This is a genomic window from Stackebrandtia sp., assembly GCF_035643755.1.
Taxonomy (GTDB): domain Bacteria; phylum Actinomycetota; class Actinomycetes; order Mycobacteriales; family Micromonosporaceae; genus Stackebrandtia.
Map to the genome: position 1 here is coordinate 18,234 of NZ_DASQPW010000186.1, position 18,455 is coordinate 36,688.

18 protein-coding genes are annotated in these 18,455 nt (G+C 70.4%); 4 read left to right on the plus strand and 14 right to left on the minus strand.

The annotated features are described in order from the left end of the window. Positions 1–4: 4 nt before the first annotated feature. The gene (locus tag VE172_RS13910) at positions 5–898 is read right to left on the minus strand and encodes a GntR family transcriptional regulator (RefSeq protein ID WP_324802521.1); all 894 of its coding nucleotides are present in this window, start codon (positions 896–898) and stop codon (positions 5–7) included. A 188-nt stretch (positions 899–1,086) separates the two neighbouring features. On the opposite strand from VE172_RS13910, the gene VE172_RS13915 reads away from it, so the two are divergent. Both VE172_RS13915 and VE172_RS13920 read left to right on the plus strand, forming a co-directional pair. Further along, the gene (locus tag VE172_RS13915) at positions 1,087–2,205 is read left to right on the plus strand and encodes an FAD-dependent monooxygenase (RefSeq protein WP_324802522.1); all 1,119 of its coding nucleotides are present in this window, start codon (positions 1,087–1,089) and stop codon (positions 2,203–2,205) included. Between the two features lie 36 nt (positions 2,206–2,241). Further along, positions 2,242–3,483 carry an acetyl-CoA C-acetyltransferase gene (locus tag VE172_RS13920; RefSeq protein WP_324802523.1) on the plus strand — a complete coding sequence of 414 codons (1,242 nt, stop codon included), beginning with the start codon at positions 2,242–2,244 and terminating at the stop codon, positions 3,481–3,483. On the opposite strand, the gene VE172_RS13925 is transcribed toward VE172_RS13920, so the two are convergent. The 10 genes from VE172_RS13925 to VE172_RS13970 form a co-directional block, all read right to left on the minus strand. Next, positions 3,478–4,665 (minus strand): RNA polymerase sigma factor, encoded by a 1,188-nt coding sequence (locus tag VE172_RS13925; RefSeq protein ID WP_324802524.1) that lies wholly within the window; start codon positions 4,663–4,665, stop codon positions 3,478–3,480. The two genes, VE172_RS13920 and VE172_RS13925, sit on opposite strands and share 6 nt — an antisense overlap. Beyond that, positions 4,662–5,030 (minus strand): YciI family protein, encoded by a 369-nt coding sequence (locus VE172_RS13930; RefSeq protein WP_324802525.1) that lies wholly within the window; start codon positions 5,028–5,030, stop codon positions 4,662–4,664. Before VE172_RS13930 ends, VE172_RS13925 begins: the two co-directional genes overlap by 4 nt. 98 nt (positions 5,031–5,128) lie before the next feature. Then, on the minus strand, positions 5,129–6,406 hold the full coding sequence (locus VE172_RS13935) for an MFS transporter (protein ID WP_324802526.1): 1,278 nt from the start codon (positions 6,404–6,406) through the stop codon (positions 5,129–5,131). Positions 6,407–6,638: 232 nt separating this feature from the next. Continuing rightward, positions 6,639–7,739: a 1,2-phenylacetyl-CoA epoxidase subunit PaaE gene (gene paaE, locus VE172_RS13940; protein WP_324802527.1), complete on the minus strand. Its 1,101-nt coding sequence runs from the start codon at positions 7,737–7,739 to the stop codon at positions 6,639–6,641. Beyond that, a complete protein-coding gene (gene paaD, locus VE172_RS13945) occupies positions 7,739–8,218 on the minus strand; it encodes a 1,2-phenylacetyl-CoA epoxidase subunit PaaD (protein WP_324802528.1) in 480 nt (159 codons plus the stop codon). Before paaD ends, paaE begins: the two co-directional genes overlap by 1 nt. Next, on the minus strand, positions 8,212–8,937 hold the full coding sequence (paaC, locus tag VE172_RS13950; protein ID WP_324802529.1) for a 1,2-phenylacetyl-CoA epoxidase subunit PaaC: 726 nt from the start codon (positions 8,935–8,937) through the stop codon (positions 8,212–8,214). The genes paaD and paaC overlap by 7 nt, the downstream gene beginning before the upstream one ends. Then, positions 8,934–9,215 (minus strand): 1,2-phenylacetyl-CoA epoxidase subunit PaaB, encoded by a 282-nt coding sequence (paaB, locus tag VE172_RS13955; protein ID WP_324802530.1) that lies wholly within the window; start codon positions 9,213–9,215, stop codon positions 8,934–8,936. Before paaB ends, paaC begins: the two co-directional genes overlap by 4 nt. Continuing rightward, the gene (gene paaA, locus VE172_RS13960; RefSeq protein ID WP_324802531.1) at positions 9,212–10,240 is read right to left on the minus strand and encodes a 1,2-phenylacetyl-CoA epoxidase subunit PaaA; all 1,029 of its coding nucleotides are present in this window, start codon (positions 10,238–10,240) and stop codon (positions 9,212–9,214) included. The genes paaB and paaA overlap by 4 nt, the downstream gene beginning before the upstream one ends. A 95-nt stretch (positions 10,241–10,335) precedes the next feature. Next, positions 10,336–11,316, minus strand: coding sequence for an LPXTG cell wall anchor domain-containing protein (locus tag VE172_RS13965; RefSeq protein WP_324802532.1), 981 nt, complete (start codon positions 11,314–11,316; stop codon positions 10,336–10,338). A 116-nt stretch (positions 11,317–11,432) separates the two neighbouring features. Next, the gene (locus VE172_RS13970) at positions 11,433–12,281 is read right to left on the minus strand and encodes a menaquinone biosynthetic enzyme MqnA/MqnD family protein (protein WP_324802533.1); all 849 of its coding nucleotides are present in this window, start codon (positions 12,279–12,281) and stop codon (positions 11,433–11,435) included. Between the two features lie 220 nt (positions 12,282–12,501). Here VE172_RS13970 and VE172_RS13975 point away from each other — a divergent pair, with 220 nt between their 5' ends. Further along, on the plus strand, positions 12,502–14,439 hold the full coding sequence (locus VE172_RS13975; protein WP_324802534.1) for a HelD family protein: 1,938 nt from the start codon (positions 12,502–12,504) through the stop codon (positions 14,437–14,439). A 240-nt stretch (positions 14,440–14,679) separates the two neighbouring features. Here the strand turns inward: VE172_RS13975 and VE172_RS13980 are convergent, their stop codons facing one another. After that, positions 14,680–15,897: an NADP-dependent isocitrate dehydrogenase gene (locus VE172_RS13980; RefSeq protein WP_324802535.1), complete on the minus strand. Its 1,218-nt coding sequence runs from the start codon at positions 15,895–15,897 to the stop codon at positions 14,680–14,682. Between the two features lie 134 nt (positions 15,898–16,031). Continuing rightward, positions 16,032–16,634: a class I SAM-dependent methyltransferase gene (locus VE172_RS13985; protein ID WP_324802536.1), complete on the minus strand. Its 603-nt coding sequence runs from the start codon at positions 16,632–16,634 to the stop codon at positions 16,032–16,034. A gap of 82 nt (positions 16,635–16,716) precedes the next feature. Here VE172_RS13985 and VE172_RS13990 point away from each other — a divergent pair, with 82 nt between their 5' ends. Further along, positions 16,717–17,598 carry a hypothetical protein gene (locus VE172_RS13990; protein WP_324802537.1) on the plus strand — a complete coding sequence of 294 codons (882 nt, stop codon included), beginning with the start codon at positions 16,717–16,719 and terminating at the stop codon, positions 17,596–17,598. Here the strand turns inward: VE172_RS13990 and truA are convergent. Next, positions 17,578–18,453, minus strand: coding sequence for a tRNA pseudouridine(38-40) synthase TruA (truA, locus tag VE172_RS13995; RefSeq protein ID WP_324802538.1), 876 nt, complete (start codon positions 18,451–18,453; stop codon positions 17,578–17,580). The two genes, VE172_RS13990 and truA, sit on opposite strands and share 21 nt — an antisense overlap. Between the last annotated feature and the right edge of the window lie 2 nt (positions 18,454–18,455).

An 18,455-nucleotide genomic window follows, 5' to 3' on the forward strand; every position in this document is an offset into this window, starting at 1 on the left:
GAGCTTAAAGGCCGTTCAGGAAGACCCTCAATCCGAACTCGAAGATGGCGTCGAGATCCTGCTCGTAGTCGGACTCCAGGGCGTCGATCACGGCCACGAAGTCGGGGTAGTCGCCCGATTCCCGCAGGCCCGCCATGGTGGATTCGGCGTCGGCGTCCCATTCGGTCTCGCCGAGGCCGACCGCGCCCGCCGGGGTGCGGTCGTTTTCCAGCCCCGCCGCCAGGCCCTGGACGTAGCCGTACAGCGCCATGTGAATCCGCAGCTTGGTGTGGGCGTCGGCGTCGAGGCCGCGCAGGGCGCGCATCACGGCGTCGACGTAGCGAAACACCTGGGACAGCGGCTGGACGCGGGTCAGCGACACCACCTGGGGCAGCCAGGTGTGGCGGCGAAACAGGCGCCACAGCTGGCGGGCCACCGCCTCCAGGTCGGCGCGCCACCGTCCGCTGGGTTCGGGGTCGAACGCCAGCTCGGCGAAGGCCGCGTCGGTCATGTACGCCACCAGGTCGGCCTTGCCCTCGACGTGGCGGTACAGGGACATCGGCGCCGAGCCCAGCCGCTGCGCGACCGCGCGCATCGACACGGCTGCCAGGCCGTCGGAGTCGGCCAGGGCGATCGCGGCGGCGACGATGCCCCGGCGGTTCGCCTCGCCGCCGGTCGAGGGGCGGGCGGGCCCGACCCCGTCGGCGACGACCGTGCCGCTGCGGGGAATGGCGCGCACCAATCCCTTGGCGCGCAAGGCCGCCAGCGCCTTGGTGGCGGTGGCCAGGGCGACGCCCCATTGGGCGGCCAGGGCGCGGGTGGACGGCACGGCCTCGCCGGGGGCGAGGCGCCCGTCGGCGATGCGGGCCGTGATGTCCGCCACGATGCGAGCGTAGGGGGGCGCGGGGTTCTCGGGCATTCGGTCACCTCGATCTGTACTAGGACAGAAGCGTAGTCCATGCGATTCGATGCCGATGATCGGCTCATCTGTACTAGTACAGTATCTTTCGTTTCTGCTGTTATTACTGCTTAACACGACCTTCTGGAGTTGTACTTCGTACGCAACGCGGATACGGTGTACGCACACGATCAACGACAGGAGCAACCATGAACCCCCGCACCGTCCTCATCTCCGGCGCCAGCATCGCGGGCCTCACCACGGCCCACTGGCTCCACCGCCACGGCTTCGCCGTCACCGTCGTCGAACGCGCCGACGGCCTGCGCCCCGGCGGTCAGGCCGTCGACGTGCGCGGCGCGGCCGTCGAGGTGGCCGCCCGCATGGGCATCGTCGAGCGGGTCCGCGAGCACGCCACCGGCTTCCGCGGCATGACCATGGTGGACGCCGACGGCGCCGAGCTGTTCCGCTCCGAGGAGGTCACCTTCACCGGCGGCGAGATCGCGGGCGACGACATCGAGATCATGCGCGACGACCTCAACCAGATCATTCACTCCACACTGGACGGCGTCGCGTTCGTCTTCGGCGACTCGATCAGCGCCCTCGCCGACTCCGGCGACGGCGTCCGCGTCGACTTCGACAACGCCGCCTCCCGCGACTTCGACCTGGTCATCGGCGCCGACGGCCTGCGTTCGCGCACCCGCAAGATCGCCTTCGGTCCGCACGAGACGTACCTGCGACCGATGGGCGGTCACATCGGGATCTTCTCGCTGCCCAACTACCTCGGCCTCGACCGCTGGCAGATCATCCAGAACCTGCCCGACACCACCGCGGTGCTCTACAGCGCCCGCGACCCCCGGCAGGCCCGCGCCATCATCGGCTTCCGCGACGACGACATGGCCGCCGTCGACGCCGCCACCGCCATGGACCTGCTGGACAGGCACTTCGCCGCCGTCGGCTGGGAGATCCCGAACCTGTTGCGCCACATGCGAAACGCCGACGACTTCTACTTCACCTCCGCCGCGCAGATCCACATGGACTCCTGGCACGCCGGGCGCGTCGGCCTGGTCGGCGACGCGGGCTACTGCGGCTCCCCGCTGACCGGGCAGGGCTCCAGCATGGCACTGGTCGGCGGGTACGTGCTGGCGGCCGAGCTCGCCGCGTCCGACGACCCCGAGGCGGGGCTGCGTTCGTACGAGACCGCGCTGCGGCCCTTCGTCGACGCCAACCAGGCGCTGGCCGAGCTCAACGCCGCGGCCAACGGCCAGCCCGACCCCGAGATCCTCACCAAGGCCGCCAACGCCATCGAGCTGCGCGACCTCGCCTCCTGAACGACCGTTTGGTTACCCGCGGGTATGCTCCGAGACATGCCGGAACCCGTGATCGTCTCCACCGCCCGCACCCCCATCGGACGCGCCGTCAAGGGCTCGCTGCGCGAGCTGCGGCCCGACGACCTGGCCGCCACGGCGGTGCGGGCGGCGCTGGACAAGCTGCCCGCCTTCGATCCCACCATCATCGACGACCTGTACCTGGGCTGCGGACTGCCCGGCGGCGAGGCCGGATTCAACATGGGACGGGTCGTGTCCGTCCTGTTGGGATACGACCACCTGCCCGCCGCCACCATCACCCGCTACTGCGCGTCCTCGCTGCAGACCACCCGGATGGCCGCCCACGCGATCCGCGCCGGCGAGGGCGACGTGTTCATCTCCGCGGGCGTCGAGGCGGTGTCGCGGTACGCGCGCGGCAGCTCCGACGGCCTGCCCGCCGAGGCCCAGGCCCTGGTGGGCGGCGGCTGGCAGAACCCCGCCTTCACCTCGGCACACGAACGCTCATCCCTGCGCGCCAAGGGAAGCGACGAGTGGCACGACCCGCGCGCCGACGGCGACGTCCCCGACGTCTACCTGGCGATGGGCCAGACCGCCGAGAACCTCGCGCTGGCCCGCGGCATCACCCGCGAGGACATGGACGCCTTCGGCGTCCGCTCCCAGAACCTCGCCGAAAAGGCGATCGCCGACGGCTTCTGGGCCGAGGAGATCACCCCCGTGACCCTGCCCGACGGAACCGTGGTGTCCGCCGACGACGGCCCCCGCGCCGGCGTCACCCTGGAGGCCGTGGCCGGGCTGAAGCCGGTGTTCCGCCCCGACGGCCGCGTCACCGCGGGCAACTGCTGCCCCCTCAACGACGGCGCCGCCGCCGTGATCGTCATGAGCGACACCAAGGCCGCCGAGCTCGGCATCACTCCCCTGGCCCGCATCGTGTCCACGGGCGTCACCGCGATGTCCCCGGAGATCATGGGCATCGGCCCGGTGGAGGCGTCGCGGCAGGCGCTGGCCCGCGCCGGCCTGTCCATCGACGACATGGACCTGGTGGAGATCAACGAGGCGTTCGCCGCCCAGGTGATCCCGTCCTACCGGGACCTGAACATCCCGCTGGAGAAGCTCAACGTCCATGGTGGAGCCATCGCCGTCGGCCACCCCTTCGGCATGACCGGCGCCCGCATCACCGGCACGCTGCTGCACGGCCTGCGGCGCACCGGCGGCCGCTACGGGCTGGAGACCATGTGCGTCGGCGGCGGCCAGGGCATGGCCATGGTCATCGAGCGGCTATAGGGAATCGGCCCGCCGCCGCAGGTACCGCCGCTCGGGAAGGCTCGCCGTGAGCCGGGCGGCGGTGCGAAACGCGTCCCGGGCGGCGTCGCTCCGGCCCGCCCGGTCCAGCAGGAACCCGCGCACCGCGTGGAAGCGGTGGTGGCGCGCCAACGGCTTCTCCAACTGCCGCAACAGGTCCAGGCCCGCCTGCGGCCCCTGACTCATCCCGATGGCCACCGCGCGGTTCAGGGTCACGACAGGGGCCGGGTCGAGCCGATTGAGGATCCGGTACAGCACCGCGATCTGCTCCCAGTCGGTGTCGGCGGCGTCGCCGGGCTCCACGTGCAGCGCCGCGATGGCGGCCTGCAGCTGGTACGGCCCCAGCTCGCTGGTGAGCATCGCGTTCTCCACCAGCCGGGTCCCCTCGGCGATCAGCTCCCGGTCCCACAGCGACCTGTCCTGCTCGTCCAGCGGGATCAACGCCCCGTCCGCGGCCTCCCGGGCGGCGCTGCGGGCCTCGGTCAGCAGCATCAGCGACAGCAGACCGGTCGCCTCGCCGTCGTCGCCCAGCGCGTCGCGCAGCGTCCGGGTCAGCCGGATCGCCTCCACGGCGAGGTCGCGGCGCTGCAGCCGCCGCCCCGCGCTGGCGGTATAGCCCTCGTTGAAGATCAGGTACAGCACCCGCAGCACGGTCCGCAACCGTTGCGGCCGTTCCTCGGCGGGCGGCTCCGCGAACCGGGCGCCGACCAGCTTGGCCTTCGCGCGGCTGATGCGCGGCCCCATCGTGGCCTCCGGCACCAGGAAGGCGTTCGCGATCTCGGCGGTGCTCAGACCGCCGACGGCCCGCAGGGTCAACGCGATCTGGGACGCCGGGGTGAGCGCCGGGTGGCAGCACAGGAACAGCAGCGTCACGGTGTCGTCGTGTTCGGGCGCCTCGACCGGCAGCTCCCGCGACGCCGCGGTCTCCTCGCGGCGGCGGCGCGCCTCGTCGCCCCGGATCCGGTCGACCATGCGGCGCGCGGCCACCCGGTACACCCAGCCGTTCGGGTTGTCGGGCGGGCCCCCGGCGCCCCAGGCCCGGCTGGCCTCCAGCAGCGCCTCCTGCACCGCATCCTCGCAGGCCGCGAAGTCGCCGTACCGCCGGGTGAGCGCGCCGAGGACGCGCGGCGCGGCCGTGCGCAGCGCGTCCTCGACACCGTTCACATCTCCGCTCCGGCGTCGAACATGACCTGGCGGACCTCGATGCCGAGCCCGGGAATCCTCGCGTCGGGGATCTTGGTCGCCAGTTCGACGGCGCGCTCCCGGTTCTCGACGTCGACGAGGTAATACCCGCCGATGAACTCCTTGGCCTCGACGAAGGGTCCGTCGGTGGGCGTCGGCACCCCGTCGACCGCCTTGACCGTGACGCTGGTCGACGGGTCGGCCAGCGCCTGCGAGGCGATCATCTCGCCGGTGGCGGCCAGCTCCTTCAACAGCTCGCCGTGCCCGGCGCCGATGGCGTTCTGCTCCTCCTCGGTGAGCGCGTCGAGGACCTTCGGGTTGACGTTCATGATGAGTAGGAATTTCATCGCTGCCTCTCCTGCGTTGGTTGTCGCCCCCAAGTCGAAGCGGTTGGCGCGATTTTGACATCCCGCGGAAGAGGAATTCGATTTTTTTCCTGCCGCGCTCAGATCGGTTCGACCTGGGCCGCTCGCGGCCCGGTCGGCACCGTCCGCGACCGCAGCGGCTTGTGGGCCGTCTCCGGCGACAGCAGGATCGGGACGACCGCGATCGCCGCGGCGACCATCAGGTAGAAGGCGGGCATGAACGAGGCGTTGCCCAGGCGTCCGCTGAGGAAGGTGATCATCAGCGGCGCGGTCCCGCCGAACAGCGACGTCGACACGTTGTAGCTGATCGCGAAGGCGCCGTAGCGGACCTGGGTGGGAAACAGCGCGGGCAGCGCGGAGGGGATCGTCCCCTGCAGCACCACCAGCAGCAGGCCGATGATGAGCATGCCCAGGGAGATCGACAGAGCCGTACGCAGCTGCATCAGCATGAACGCCGGGTAGGCCAACACGACGAACCCGACGGCCGCGATCATCAGCATCGGCTTGCGGCCGATCCAGTCCGACATCGCGCCGATCGGCGTGATGATCAGCATCATGATGGCCATCATCAGGATGCTGACCAACAGACTCTCCGTATCGGACAGTTTGAGGGTCTTGGTGAGGTACGTCGGCATGTACGTCAACACCGTGTAATACGCGACGTTCACGATCAGCACGATGCCGACGCAGATCAACAGCGGGCGCCAGTCCTTGACGAAACAGTCCCGCAGCGGGGACCGCGCGACCTCGTGCTTGTTCTCGAGGTCCCTGAAGGCCGGGGTGTCCTCGAGTTTGTACCGCAGGTACAGCCCGAACAGCCCCAGCGGACAGGCGATCAGGAACGGGATCCGCCAGCCCCACGACAGCATGGCGGCGTCGGAGAGGCCGCTGGTGAGAAGCACCGTCATGCCGGCGGCCACGATGGTGCCGGCCAGGGTGCCGAACTCCAGGAAGCTGCCGAGAAAGCCCCGCTTGCGGTCGGGCGCGTACTCGGCGATGAAGGTGGCGGCGCCGCCGTACTCGCCGCCGGTGGAAAAGCCCTGGACCAGGCGGCACACCAAAAGCAGGATCGGGGAACCCCATCCGATCACCGAGAACGACGGAATCAGACCGACCAGCATGGTCGCGCCCGACATCAGGACGATCGTCAGCGCCAGGATCCGCTGGCGGCCGATCCGGTCACCCAGCGGCCCGAAGAACAGCCCTCCCAAGGGCCGCACCAGGAACGACACGGCGAAGAAGCCGAACGCGAACAGCAGGCCCTGCTGCGAGTTCTCGGAGGGGAAGAAGACCTTGGCGATCGTGGCGGCCAGGTAGGCGTAGACGCCGAAGTCGTACCACTCGATGAAGTTTCCCATCGCCGCGGCGGCGACGGCGCGTCTGATGGCCGACGGCGCGGGCGGCTGGGACGGCGGGGTGGGCTGCTGAGGTATTGCCTCGGAAACGATGACGAGCTCCGACCATAGGGGACATGACCTTTCCGGGCCATGTGCGACCCGGACATGGTCGGTGACCGTAACAGAACGCCAAGGGGGCTCGCACGGAAACTACCTTCCGTTGCCTCCCAGGTACTCCGGGGCGCCCGCGGTTTCAGGCGTCGTAGTCCACAGTGATCCGCTCGGTCTTCGGCGTGGACTGGCAGGTCAGCACGTAGCCCGCGTCCAGGTCGGCGTCGTCGAGCGCGAAGTTGCGGGCCATGTGGACCTCGCCGTGGAGCAGCTTGGCGCGGCAGGTCGCGCACACCCCGCCCTTGCAGGCGTACGGCAACTCCGGGCGGGCCCGCAGCGCCGCGTCCAGCACCCGCTCGTCGCGGCGCATCGTGACGGTCGTGGAGCGGCCGTCCAGGACGATCGTCGCCTCGGCCTCGCCCGACTCGCCCTCCTCGGGCGGCGGGGGCGGGATCTCGTCGGCGAAAAACAGCTCGGTGTGGACGGCCGAGGCGTCGACCCCGGCGTCGGCCAGGGCCTTTTGGGCGCCGGTGACCATGCCGTAGGGGCCGCACAGGAACCAGTCGTCCACCGTGTCGGCGGGCACCAGCGTGTCGAACAGCCGCGCCAGCCGGGCCGGGTCGAGGCGGCCGTGCATCAGCTCGGCGGCCTGGGGTTCGCGCGACAACACGTGGATCAGCTGGAGGCGCTCGGCGAAGCGGTCCTTGAGGTCGGCCAGGGCGTCGGCGAACATCACCGTGGACGCGCGCTTGTTGCCGAAAACCAGGGTGACGCGGCTTTCGGGCTCGACCTCCAGGGCCGACGCCGCGATCGACAGGACCGGGGTGATGCCGCTGCCGGCGATGATGCCCGCGTAGTGGCGGGAACGCTTGGGATCCAGGGCGGTGGTGAAGTTCCCCAGCGGGGGCAGCACCTCGACGACGTCGCCGGGGGCCAGGCCCGTGTTGGCGTACCCGGAGAAGGAACCCGTGGGCACCTGCTTGATGCCGACCCGCAGCAGCCCGTCGCTCTTCAGCGTGGACGGCGTGGAGCAGATCGAGTACGAGCGGCGAACCTCTTCGTCGTCCTCGAAGCGCCGCAGGGTGAGGTGCTGGCCGGGGCTGAAGTCGAAGGCGCCGCGCAGCGACGGCGGCACCGCGAAGGCGACGCACACCGCCTCGTCGGTGAGCCGCTCGACGCCGGACACCGGGAGCTTGTGCCACTGCGGACGGTGGCGCTGGGGACGGGACAGGGTGACGGCCATCAGTGCGCCTTGAAGTGTTCGAAGGGTTCGGCGCAGGAACGGCAGCGCCACAGGGACAGACAGGCGGCGGGCCCGAAGCGGCTGATTTCCTCCACATCGGACGCCGAGCAGCGCGGGCAGTGCGGCGCGTCCGGCGACAGCAGCGGCAGCCGCCGCGACGCCGGCACCGCGCCGGGAGGCGCCACCCGCGCGGCCGACAGCTTCGCCTTGGCCTCGGCCGACATCCAGTCGGTGGTCCAGGCGGGCGAGTAGACGGTGTGGATCTCCACGTCGCCGAAGCCCTCGCGGGACAGCGCCTTGGCGACGTCGGCGCGGATCGCCTCCATCGCCGGGCAGCCCGAGTAGGTGGGCGTGATGGTGACGACCGCGCGGTCGCCCTCGGCGTGAGCCTCGCGCAGAATGCCCAGGTCGGCGATGGTCAGCATGGGCAGCTCCGGGTCGGGAACCGACCCGGCGACCTCCCACGCCCGCGTCACCATGTCGCCCCCGGGTGGCTGCGGTGCAGGTGTTGCAGCTCGGCCAGCAGGTATCCCAGGTGCTCGGTGTGGACGCCGTCGCGGCCGCCGCGCGGCCGAAACGTCACGTCCGCGTCGGCGGGCCGGGTCAGGGTCGCGGTGTCCAGCACGGGATCGACGCGCCCCAGCCAGCCCTCGCGCAGTTCCGGGTGGGTCTCGAACAGCTCGAAGGTGTAGGGCCACAACGCGTCCACGGCGTCCTGGGCGCGGCGACGGGACTCCTCCGTTCCGTCGCCCAGCCGAACCGTCCACTGCGAGGAGTGGTCGAGGTGGTAGGCGACCTCCTTGATCGCCTTGGCCGCGATCTCGGCCAGCGGCCGCGCCGCCACCGTGTCGGCGTCGTCGTCGGCCAGCTTCAGATAGAGCTCGGCCTGGTAGCCGGCGACGAACAGCATCCGCACCATGGTGAACGCGAAGTCGCCGCGCGGCAGCTCCACCAGCTGGACGTTGCGGAACTCCCGCTCGTCGCGCAGATAGGCCAGCGCGTCCTCGTCGCGCCCGGCGCCCTCCAGCTCCCCGGCCAGCGTCAGCAGCAGGCGTGCCTGCCCGAGCTGGTCCAGGGCGATGTTGGACAGCGCGATGTCCTCCTCGAGCTCGTGGGCGCGCGCCGACCACTCGGCGAGCCGCTGCGCGGTGATCAGCGCGTCGTCGCCCAGCCCCAGCACGTGGTTCACGTCGCTCATATGTGCTCAGCGCCCTCGGGCATCTCGTAGAACGTCGGGTGGCGGTAGATCTTGTCGCCCGCCGGGGCGAAGAAGGCGTCCTTCTCCTGCGGACTGGACGCGGTGATCGCCGCGGCCGGTACCACCCAGATCGACACGCCCTCCTCGCGGCGGGTGTACAGGTCGCGGGCGTTGCGCAGCGCCAGGTCCGCGTCGGGCGCGTGCAGCGAGCCGACGTGCGTGTGCGACAGCCCGCGGCGCGGCCGCACGAATACCTCCCACAGTGGATTGTCCCTCATGCCGCCCTCTCCTGTCGCTTGCGCGCGTAGGCGACCGCCGCCTCGCGGACCCACGCGCCCTCGGTGTCCGCCCCCCGGCGGTGCGCCATGCGTTGCCGATTGCAGGGGCCGTCCCCCTTGACCACCCGCATGAATTCCTCGTAGTCGGGCTGGGTGTAGTCGTAGTGGCCGCGCTCGGCGTTCCACCTCAGGTTCTCGTCGGGCAGCTCGAGCCCCAGCACCTCGGCCTGCCGCGCCGTCATGTCCACGAAGCGCTGCCGCAGGTCGTCGTTGGAATAGCGCTTGACCTTCCACGCCATCGACTGGCGCGAATGCGTGGAGTCGGCGTCGGGTGGACCGAACATCGCCAGGGACGGATACCACCAACGGTTCACCGCGTCCTGCGCCATCGCGCGCTGGGCGTCGGTGCCGTGCGCCAGCACGTACAGCGACTGGAACCCCTGCCGCTGGTGGAACGACTCCTCCTTGCACACCCGGATCATGGCGCGGGCGTACGGCCCGTACGAGCAGCGGCACAGCGGTACCTGGTTGACGATCGCGGCGCCGTCCACCAGCCAGCCGATCGCGCCGACGTCGGCCCAGGTGACGGTCGGATAGTTGAAGATGGACGAATACTTCTGCTTGCCGCTCAACAGTTGCGCGTACAGCTCGGAGCGGTCCACGCCGAGGGTCTCGGTGGCGGCGTACAGGTACAGCCCGTGCCCGGCCTCGTCCTGCACCTTCGCCAACAGGATCGCCTTGCGGCTCAGGCTGGGGGCGCGGGTGAGCCAGTTGCCCTCGGGCTGCATCCCGATGATCTCGGAGTGGGCGTGCTGCGCCATCTGGCGGATCAGGGTCTCGCGGTACGCGGAGGGCATGGCGTCGCGCGGCTCGATCCTCTGGTCGGCGGCGATCACGGCGTCGAAGGAGGCGTCGGGGGCGTCGCGGCGCGCGGCTTCGGCCAGCTCGGTCTCGGCGGCCGCCACCTGCTCCAGCAGGCTGCCCTCCCCGGGCTGATCCGGTATCGGGACATCGTTTCCGTACACATCCCAAGTGTTACAGACGCGTGTCGGACGAGCAATGGGGTGTAACACGAAGAACGCCTCCCCGGCGAGCGGGGAGGCGTTCAGCAAAGGGTTGATCAGTCCTCGACGGAGCGGCGGCGCCGCGCCACCAGGAACAACACCCCGCCCAGCACGATGGCGGCCGCGCCGCCGGCCAGCGGCAGCGTCAGGCTGGAACCGGTGATCGGCAGGACGTCGTTGTCGCCGCCCTTGGCCTTGACGACCTGGGTCTCGTCGTCGTGGTAACCCCACAGCTGTGAGTCGACGTTGATGGAGCCGCTGATGGTCTCGGGCTCGCCGAAGACCTTGAGGTCGGGGTTGGCGTACAGCGTGACGTGGACGGTCTTCGACTCGCCCGGGATCAGGCCGTTGATCGTGCACTCCAGGTCTTCCTTGCCGGTGCATCCCTTGTCATGGCTGGACAGGATGACACCGTCTTGCTCCTCCTCCTTGGCGTGCGACAACTTCAGGGTGATGGCGCCCAGCGTGTCGGAGGAGTTGTTGGTGACGGTGACGGGCATGTCGACGCCCTTGCCGCCGGGGACCTGGTCGGATTCGATCTGGGACGGGGCGTCGAACTTGACGCGGCCGGCGCGGTCGTCGGGGGCGATGGTGATGTCGCCGGAGTCCTTGACGGTGTCGAGGCCCTTCGCGGAGTATGTCGCCGTGACGTGGACGGGGCCGTTGTCGTCGCTGCGCCAGTTGTCCCGCAACAGGATCTCGACCTGCTGGTCACCGGCGGCGTCCCCCGCAGGCAGAGCGCAGACGATGTCGGTGCCGTCGGAGTTGCAACGATCGTCGCCCAGGTTGACTTCGATGGGCTTCGTGGTCGAGAACGCGAGCCTGAGCTGCGTGGCGCCGTCGAAATCGGCGGGGGCATGCAGGTGGGTCACCCAGTTGACGCCGTCGCTGGAGTCGTCGATGGCGCCGGGGACGGTAAGGGGAAGTCCCGCATCAACCGACAACGCGTCGGCGGCGAGCGCGGGGGTAGGGACGGCGATTACCACCGCCGCGGACGCCGCGACAGCGGCGATGAGGGTACGGGGCGAAACCCGCATTCTTGTCCTCCTTGAGACCGCCCTGGTGGGCGTGGGCACGTTTGAATCAGACATGACACGCGGGTGAACACCAATGCGTTGCAGTTTGTCCCGATACGACAAGCGCCCCAGGCGGTTCAGTCGGAAAACAGCAGCGGGCCGTCGGCGGGAAGCGCCGGGGCCTCGCCCCGGGCGGCGGCGCGGCGGGCGAACTCGCGCAGGCCGTCGAGCTGCCGCTCGCCCAGCGAGAAGTCCAGGGTGCGGAAGTACCCGGCCAGGGTCGGCGCGTCGAACGGCTCCCAGCGGGCGGCGGCCGTCGCGGCGTCGTCGATCTCGGTGAGGCACAGCTCGACCGAGCGCTGGAACGCCAGGTGGACGTCCTTGACCAGCCCGGGGCTGGCCGCGGCGAAGTCGCGGCGCACCGCCCACACGGCGAACACCATGGGCAGCCCCGTCCACTCGCGCCACTGCGCGCCCAGGTCGGTGACGGTGAGGCCCTGGGTGGGCGCCTCGTACATGGCGCGCAGCGCCACGTCCCCGATCACCACGCACGCGTCGGCCTCGCGCATCATCTGCGGGACGTCGGAGGTGCGGCGGAAGTAGGTGGCGTCGATGCCGTAACGCTCCGACAACAACATCTGGGCCAGCAGCACGCCGGTGCGCGAGGCCGAGCCCAGCGCCACGCGTGCGCCGTCCAGTTCGGACAACGGACGCTCGTGGACGACGTTGACCGACAGCACGGGCCCGTCGCTGCCCACCGCGAGATTCGGCAACAGCAGCAGGTCCTCGTGGTGACGCAGGAACTCCACCAGGCTGATCGGCGCGATGTCCAGCTCCCCCGCCACCAGCGCGTCGTTCAGGTTCACGGGCGTGTCCTTCGTCAACGCGATGTCAAGCAGCGCACCCGAACGCATCAGACCCCAGTAGATCGGCAGACAGTTGAGGAACTCGATGTGCCCGACTCGGGGGCGTTGAAGACCGCTCACGGACGCGACGTTACACGGACACCGCCGCGCCCCGATGTCGGGGAAATTACGGATGACAAGTCACATGCGCGACGGTAGGCTGTTGCGTCCGCGCCGAGATCGGGGGCGCGGCCCGTCCAGGCGGGCGAAGCGGACGTGTCATCCCATGGAGGTCGCGGAGCCTCCGCACGGCCGAGGCCACTGGCGTGGAACATCCACGATGCGAAGGTCCTCACACTTCATGAACCACAGCCTTGACCCCGCCCTGCTCTCCGAACGCCAACACCTCGACGACTCGCGGGTCGCCCTGGGGCACATGCGAAAGCGCACCGAAGCCATCGGCGACAACGCCGGCGACCAGCTCACCGCCTGGGCGCTGGGGCGGCTGCGCATGCTGCGGCTAGCCGACCTCGCCGACCGCCCCGACATCCCGCTGTTCTTCGGGCGGATCTGGCTGCCCGGGGAGGACTTCCACATCGGACGGCGCCACGTGGTGGACCACGCGGGCCACCCGATGGTGCTCGACTGGCGGGCGCCGCTGTCGCGCACCTTCTACCAGGCGTCCGTGCGCGACCCCCAGGGCGTGGCGCGGCGGCGGCGCTTCGGATTCGTCGGCGGCGAACTCACCAGCTTCGAGGACGAACAGCTCGACGCGGGCAGCGAACTCGGGGAGTCGTCCGCGATCCTGGCCGCCGAGATCGAACGCCCCCGCGTCGGCCCGATGCGCGACATCGTGGCCACCATCCAGCCCGAACAGGACGACCTGGTGCGCGCCGACCTCGACACCAGCCTGTGCGTCCAGGGGGCCCCGGGCACGGGAAAGACCGCGGTCGGCCTGCACCGCGCGGCGTTCCTGCTGTACGCGTATCGCGACCAGCTGAAGCGCGGCGGCGTCCTCATCGTCGGCCCCAACACCGCGTTCATGTCGTACATCAACAACGTGCTGCCCACCCTCGGCGAGGTCGACGTGACCCAAAAGGCCGTCGACGAGCTCTTCGACGGCGTCGCGGTGCGCGGCGAGGACACCGTGGCCACCGCGCGGCTGAAGCACGACGCGCGGCTGGCCGAGGTGCTGCGCCGCGCCGTGTGGGGCCACGTGACCCTCCCCGACGACTCCCTGATGATCGCCGACGGCAGCTGGCGCTGGCGGCTCGGCGCCGACTACCTGCGCCGCGCCGTCGAGGAGGCGATCGGCGAGAACCTGCCGTACCTGGTGGGGCGGGAACGCGTGCGCGCCCAGGTGGTCGCGGGGCTGCGGCGCCAGGTCGAGCTGCGCAGCGGCGACTCGCCGTCCGAGGCGTGGACCCGCAAGGTGGGTCGACACCCGACGGTGCAGGCGTTCCTGGACGGGGTGTGGCCGAAGCTGGATCCCAGGAAGCTCGTGTCCCGCCTGCTCACCGACGCCGAATACCGCGCCGACGCCTGCCGCGGCATCCTGTCGCCCGACGAACAGGAACTGTTGGCCAGCCGCACCAAGGTCCCCCGCCACACCGCCGCCGACGCCGTCCTCGTCGACGAGGTGGCGGGCCTGCTGGAACGCACCGAGGGCTTCGGCCACGTCGTGGTCGACGAGGCCCAGGACCTGTCGGCCATGCAGTGCCGCGCCATCGCCCGCCGCAGCCCCCACGGCTCCCTGACGGTCCTGGGCGACCTGGCCCAGGGCACCGCGCCGTGGGCGGCGAGCCAATGGTCGCAGTCCCTGCGCCACATGGGAAAGACCGACGGCCAACAGGTCACCCTCACCACGGGCTTTCGCGTGCCCGCCGACGTGATCGCGGTGGCCAACCGCCTGCTCCCCCACCTGGAGGTCGACGTCCCGCCCGCCCGCTCGCTGCGCACCGACGGTCTGCTCGAGATCCTCGACTCCACCGACCTCGCCGCCGACGTCCCCGTCGCGATCGACAAGGCCCTGGCCGCGGAGGGCTCGGTCGGGGTCATCGCCCCCGACGCCCGCGTCGCGGCGCTGCGGGACGCCTACGGCGCCAACGATCGCGTGGAGTTCGTGCCCGCCTCGATCGCCAAGGGGCTGGAGTTCGACCACGTGATCGTCGTCGAGCCCGCCGACATCGTCGACGCCGAGCCGATGGGGCTGCGGCGCCTGTACGTCGTGTTGACCCGCGCGGTCTCCCGCCTGACGGTGCTGCACACCCGCCCGCTCCCCGAGGCGATGCTGGAGTAAAAGGACGCGACCCTCCGCAAAAAGAAACGACTCTTCGTGCGGCGAAGCGTCTGGGCGCGCCGCGGCCTGCCGAAGAGCAGTGGCCCCGAGACTTGTAGGTCTCGGGGCCGCTACTGGGAAGGGACGGCAGGCTCTCACCAGTCACCGAAGGCCGCGAGTTGTCGCGGGCTCCGTGCCCTGTTCAACGGAGGGGGCGACGGGGAGGTAACGGCCAAGTCCGATATTTCTGACTTGCGGGGTTTACGCCAGCTTCTTCGCGAGGTTGTCGGCCAGCGCGCCCATGAACTCGTCGGTGCTGAGCCACGCGGCGTCGCCGCCGACCAGCAGCGCCAGGTCCTTGGTCATCTGGCCGCCCTCGACGGTCTCGACGCAGACCTGCTCCAGCTTCTCGGCGAAGTCGGAGACGGCGGGGGTGTTGTCCAGCTTGCCGCGGTGCGACAGGCCGCGGGTCCACGCGAAGATCGAGGCGATCGGGTTGGTGGAGGTCTTCTTGCCCTGCTGCCACTGGCGGTAGTGGCGGGTCACGGTGCCGTGGGCGGCCTCGGCCTCGACGGTCTTGCCGTCGGGGGTCATGAGGACCGAGGTCATCAGGCCGAGCGAGCCGAAGCCCTGCGCCACCACGTCGGACTGCACATCGCCGTCGTAGTTCTTGCAGGCCCACACGTAGCCGCCCTCCCACTTCAGGGCGGCGGCGACCATGTCGTCGATGAGGCGGTGCTCGTAGGTCAGGCCCTTGGCGTCGAAGTCGGCCTTGAACTCGGCGTCGAAGATCTCCTGGAACACGTCCTTGAACATGCCGTCGTAGGCCTTCAGGATGGTGTTCTTGGTGGACATGTACACGGGGTACTCGCGGTCCAGGCCGTAGCGCAACGACGCCCGCGCGAAGTCCTCAATAGACTTGCGGTAGTTGTACATCGACATCGCCACGCCGCCGCCCTCGGGGTACTGCGCGACCTCGAACTCCATCGGCTGACTGCCGTCGGCGGGGGTGAAGGTGACGGTGAGGGTTCCGGGACCGGGCACCTTGAAGTCGGTGGCCTTGTACTGGTCGCCGTGCGCGTGACGGCCGACCACGATCGGCTTGGTCCAACCGGGCACCAGCCGCGGCACGTTCGACATGATGATCGGCTCGCGGAAGATCACGCCGCCCAGGATGTTGCGGATCGTCCCGTTGGGCGAGCGCCACATCTTCTTCAGGCCGAACTCCTCGACCCGCGCCTCGTCGGGGGTGATGGTGGCGCACTTGACGCCGACGCTGTGCTGATTGATCGCGTTGGCGGCGTCGATCGTGATCTGGTCGTCGGTCTCGTCCCGCTTCTGGACGGACAGGTCGTAATACTTCAGGTCGACGTCGAGATACGGCAGGATCAACTGGTCCTTGATCTGCTGCCAGATGATGCGGGTCATCTCGTCGCCGTCGAGCTCGACGACCGGGTTCTCTACCTTGATTTTGGCCATGCGACCGATTCTCCTAGTACTGCTGAGGGTGGCGCCCGCAGGTCCAGCCGTGCGCTGACCGAGCGCTAACAGTACGAGCGTACTGGATGGGTTCGGCGCCACCAACACCGCCACGGTGAGTTCTTGCCCATAGGTCAGGATCGCCGCACCCGCAGCACCCGAAAGCCCTTCTGGCTGGCGTGCTTGACCACCGCGAAGCCCCGGTCGGCGATCCACGGCACCAGCGAGTCGGCGCCCTTGTGCCGCGCCACCACGAGCCATGCCGTGCCGTCGGGGCGCAGCCGCGGCAGCCAGGCCGCCAGCAGCTCGTGCAGCGCCTCCTTGCCGACGCGGATCGGCGGGTTGGACCAGATCTCGTCGAACTCCAGCCCCTCGGGGATGTCGTCCGGAGTGGACGGAAGTATCCGGTCGCCGAGGTCCAGGCGCTTCGCGTTGGCCGCCACCAGTTCCAGGGCCCTCGAGTTGACGTCCACGGCGTGCACCGTCCCCGAGCTGAAGCTGGCCAGCGCCACCGACACGGGCCCCCACCCGCAGCCCAGGTCCAGGTAGGTGCCGTCGCCCGTCGGCAGCGGCGCCTTGCGCAGCAGCACCGCCGTTCCGGGGTCGAGGCGCGACGCCGAGAACACCCCCGGCGCCGCGGCGAGGCGGAACTCCCGCTGCCCCACCGAGAACGCGACGGTGTGCTGCTTCGCGTCGGCGTGCGGGTCGGACGAAAAGTAATGTTGCTGTTCGGTCACATGGTCATTGTGGGTTAACCGATCGAGGGACTTTCACCGAACTCCCCACCCGGGGCGCCGCGGTCGCCTACCGTCAGTGCGCGTGGTACGCAGTCAGTCACCGTTTGGTACTCCCCCAACGACTTCCCAGGTCATCGACCCTCCCGAGGCCCCGCCGACCCGCCGCCGCATCGCGGCGCATCGCGGCCGCGCCGAGGTCCCGCGCCGACCCCGCACCGCCCGAGACCTCGCCTCGATCCCCCTGCGACGCGCGGCCAAGCGCGCCAATCGCAAGCGCCACAACTGGTTGGCGATCCTGGCGATCGTCGTGGGCACCATCGCGATCGCCGCCTGCGGCACGGGCATCTGGTACGTGCTGCGCGACGACTCCACCAACACCACCGCTCCGCACCAGCAGCACACCGCCGAGCCCTCGGCCCCGCACGCCTCGGCCCACGCCGACCCGCTCTCCTCCCGCACCACCGATCCCCAACCGCTCACGCCGAATGCCCTGTTCGGCGACTCCCCCTTGCGATCCCACGCCGCGACCTACCCCGTCCTGGGCACTCAGTCGCTGGACGACTGTCGCAAGGCGGCCACCGCCGAACTCGCCCGCGCCCTCCGGCAGGGCCACTGCACCCAGGTGGTCCGCGCGACCGTCGCCAACGCCGACGCCACCCACGTGGCCACCCTCGGCGTCGTCAACCTCGCCACGGCCAAGGCCGCCACGACCCTCCGCCACGACATCGAACACGGCGACAACGGCGGCGGCTTCACCGCCTACCGCGCCACGGGCCCCAGCAAGAGCCTCGGCCTGAAGCCCACGGTCCTGGGCTTCAACACCTACGGCCACTACCTGCTGTACGTCGTCATCGGCCGCACCGACGACCGCACCCCCGCCCGCGACGAACCCGCCGTGTCCACCATGGTCTCCGACCTGGTCGACACGTACCTGGTCAAGAAGCTAGAACCCCGCCGCGAGTGATCCGCGCCTGCGGCGCGTCAGGGCCTGCCGTTCGCTCCACTGTGTCGGGTCGTCGGGGTATTCGACCTCGACCAGGGTGAGGCCGCGGGCGGGGGCGACCGTGACCTCGCCGCTGCGGCTGTCGCGGGTCAACAGGCCCGCCAGCCAGGCGGTGTCGCGCTTGCCCTCGCCGACGGCGAGCATCGCGCCGACCAGGCTGCGCACCATGGAGTGGCAGAAGGCGTCGGCCACCACGGTGGCCTCGGCGACGCCGTCGGGGTCGCGGGCCCAGTCGACGCGGCGCAGGGCGCGGATCGTGGTGGCGCCCTCGCGGCGCTTGCAGAATGCCGCGAAGTCGTGTTCGCCCAGCAGGACCGCGGCCGCGGCGTTCATGGCGTCCAGGTCGATCGCGCGCGGCCACGCCGCGGTGTCGATGCGCCGCAAGGGATCGGTGCCCCATTCGGCGTCGGAGACGCGATAGACGTAGCGGCGCGACAGCGCCGAGAACCGCGCGTCGAAGGCGGTGCTGACCTCGCGGGCGCCCGTCACGCGCACGTCGGGGGGCAGGATGCCGCGCAGGCGCCACAGCACGCGGGGCCCGACGCGTTGCCAGGTCTCGGAGGGGACGTCGACGTGCGCGACCTGGCCCCTGGCGTGGACGCCCGCGTCGGTGCGGCCCGCCACGGTGAGCCGGTCGGGGGTGGCGAACAGGCATTCGAGGGCGCGCCGGATCTCGCCCGCCACGGTGCGTTGGCCCGGTTGGAAGGCCCAGCCCGCGAAGTCGGTGCCGTCGTAGGCGATGTCGAGCCGCAGACGCGTCGAGGCCGCGGGCCCGTCCTCCGTGGTGGAGTCGGGCTCGCGGCCTCGATCGGTCACGT

Bases quoted from the DNA above. Each gene is read 5' to 3' on its own strand.
- VE172_RS13910 (WP_324802521.1), bottom strand. From the start codon at position 898: ATGCCCGAGAACCCCGCGCCCCCCTACGCTCGCATCGTGGCGGACATC.
- VE172_RS13915 (WP_324802522.1), top strand. From the start codon at position 1,087: ATGAACCCCCGCACCGTCCTCATCTCCGGCGCCAGCATCGCGGGCCTC.
- VE172_RS13920 (WP_324802523.1), top strand. From the start codon at position 2,242: ATGCCGGAACCCGTGATCGTCTCCACCGCCCGCACCCCCATCGGACGC.
- VE172_RS13930 (WP_324802525.1), bottom strand. From the start codon at position 5,030: ATGAAATTCCTACTCATCATGAACGTCAACCCGAAGGTCCTCGACGCG.
- VE172_RS13935 (WP_324802526.1), bottom strand. From the start codon at position 6,406: ATGGGAAACTTCATCGAGTGGTACGACTTCGGCGTCTACGCCTACCTG.
- paaE (WP_324802527.1), bottom strand. From the start codon at position 7,739: ATGGCCGTCACCCTGTCCCGTCCCCAGCGCCACCGTCCGCAGTGGCAC.
- paaD (WP_324802528.1), bottom strand. From the start codon at position 8,218: ATGGTGACGCGGGCGTGGGAGGTCGCCGGGTCGGTTCCCGACCCGGAG.
- paaC (WP_324802529.1), bottom strand. From the start codon at position 8,937: ATGAGCGACGTGAACCACGTGCTGGGGCTGGGCGACGACGCGCTGATC.
- paaB (WP_324802530.1), bottom strand. From the start codon at position 9,215: ATGAGGGACAATCCACTGTGGGAGGTATTCGTGCGGCCGCGCCGCGGG.
- VE172_RS13965 (WP_324802532.1), bottom strand. From the start codon at position 11,316: ATGCGGGTTTCGCCCCGTACCCTCATCGCCGCTGTCGCGGCGTCCGCG.
- VE172_RS13975 (WP_324802534.1), top strand. From the start codon at position 12,502: ATGAACCACAGCCTTGACCCCGCCCTGCTCTCCGAACGCCAACACCTC.
- VE172_RS13980 (WP_324802535.1), bottom strand. From the start codon at position 15,897: ATGGCCAAAATCAAGGTAGAGAACCCGGTCGTCGAGCTCGACGGCGAC.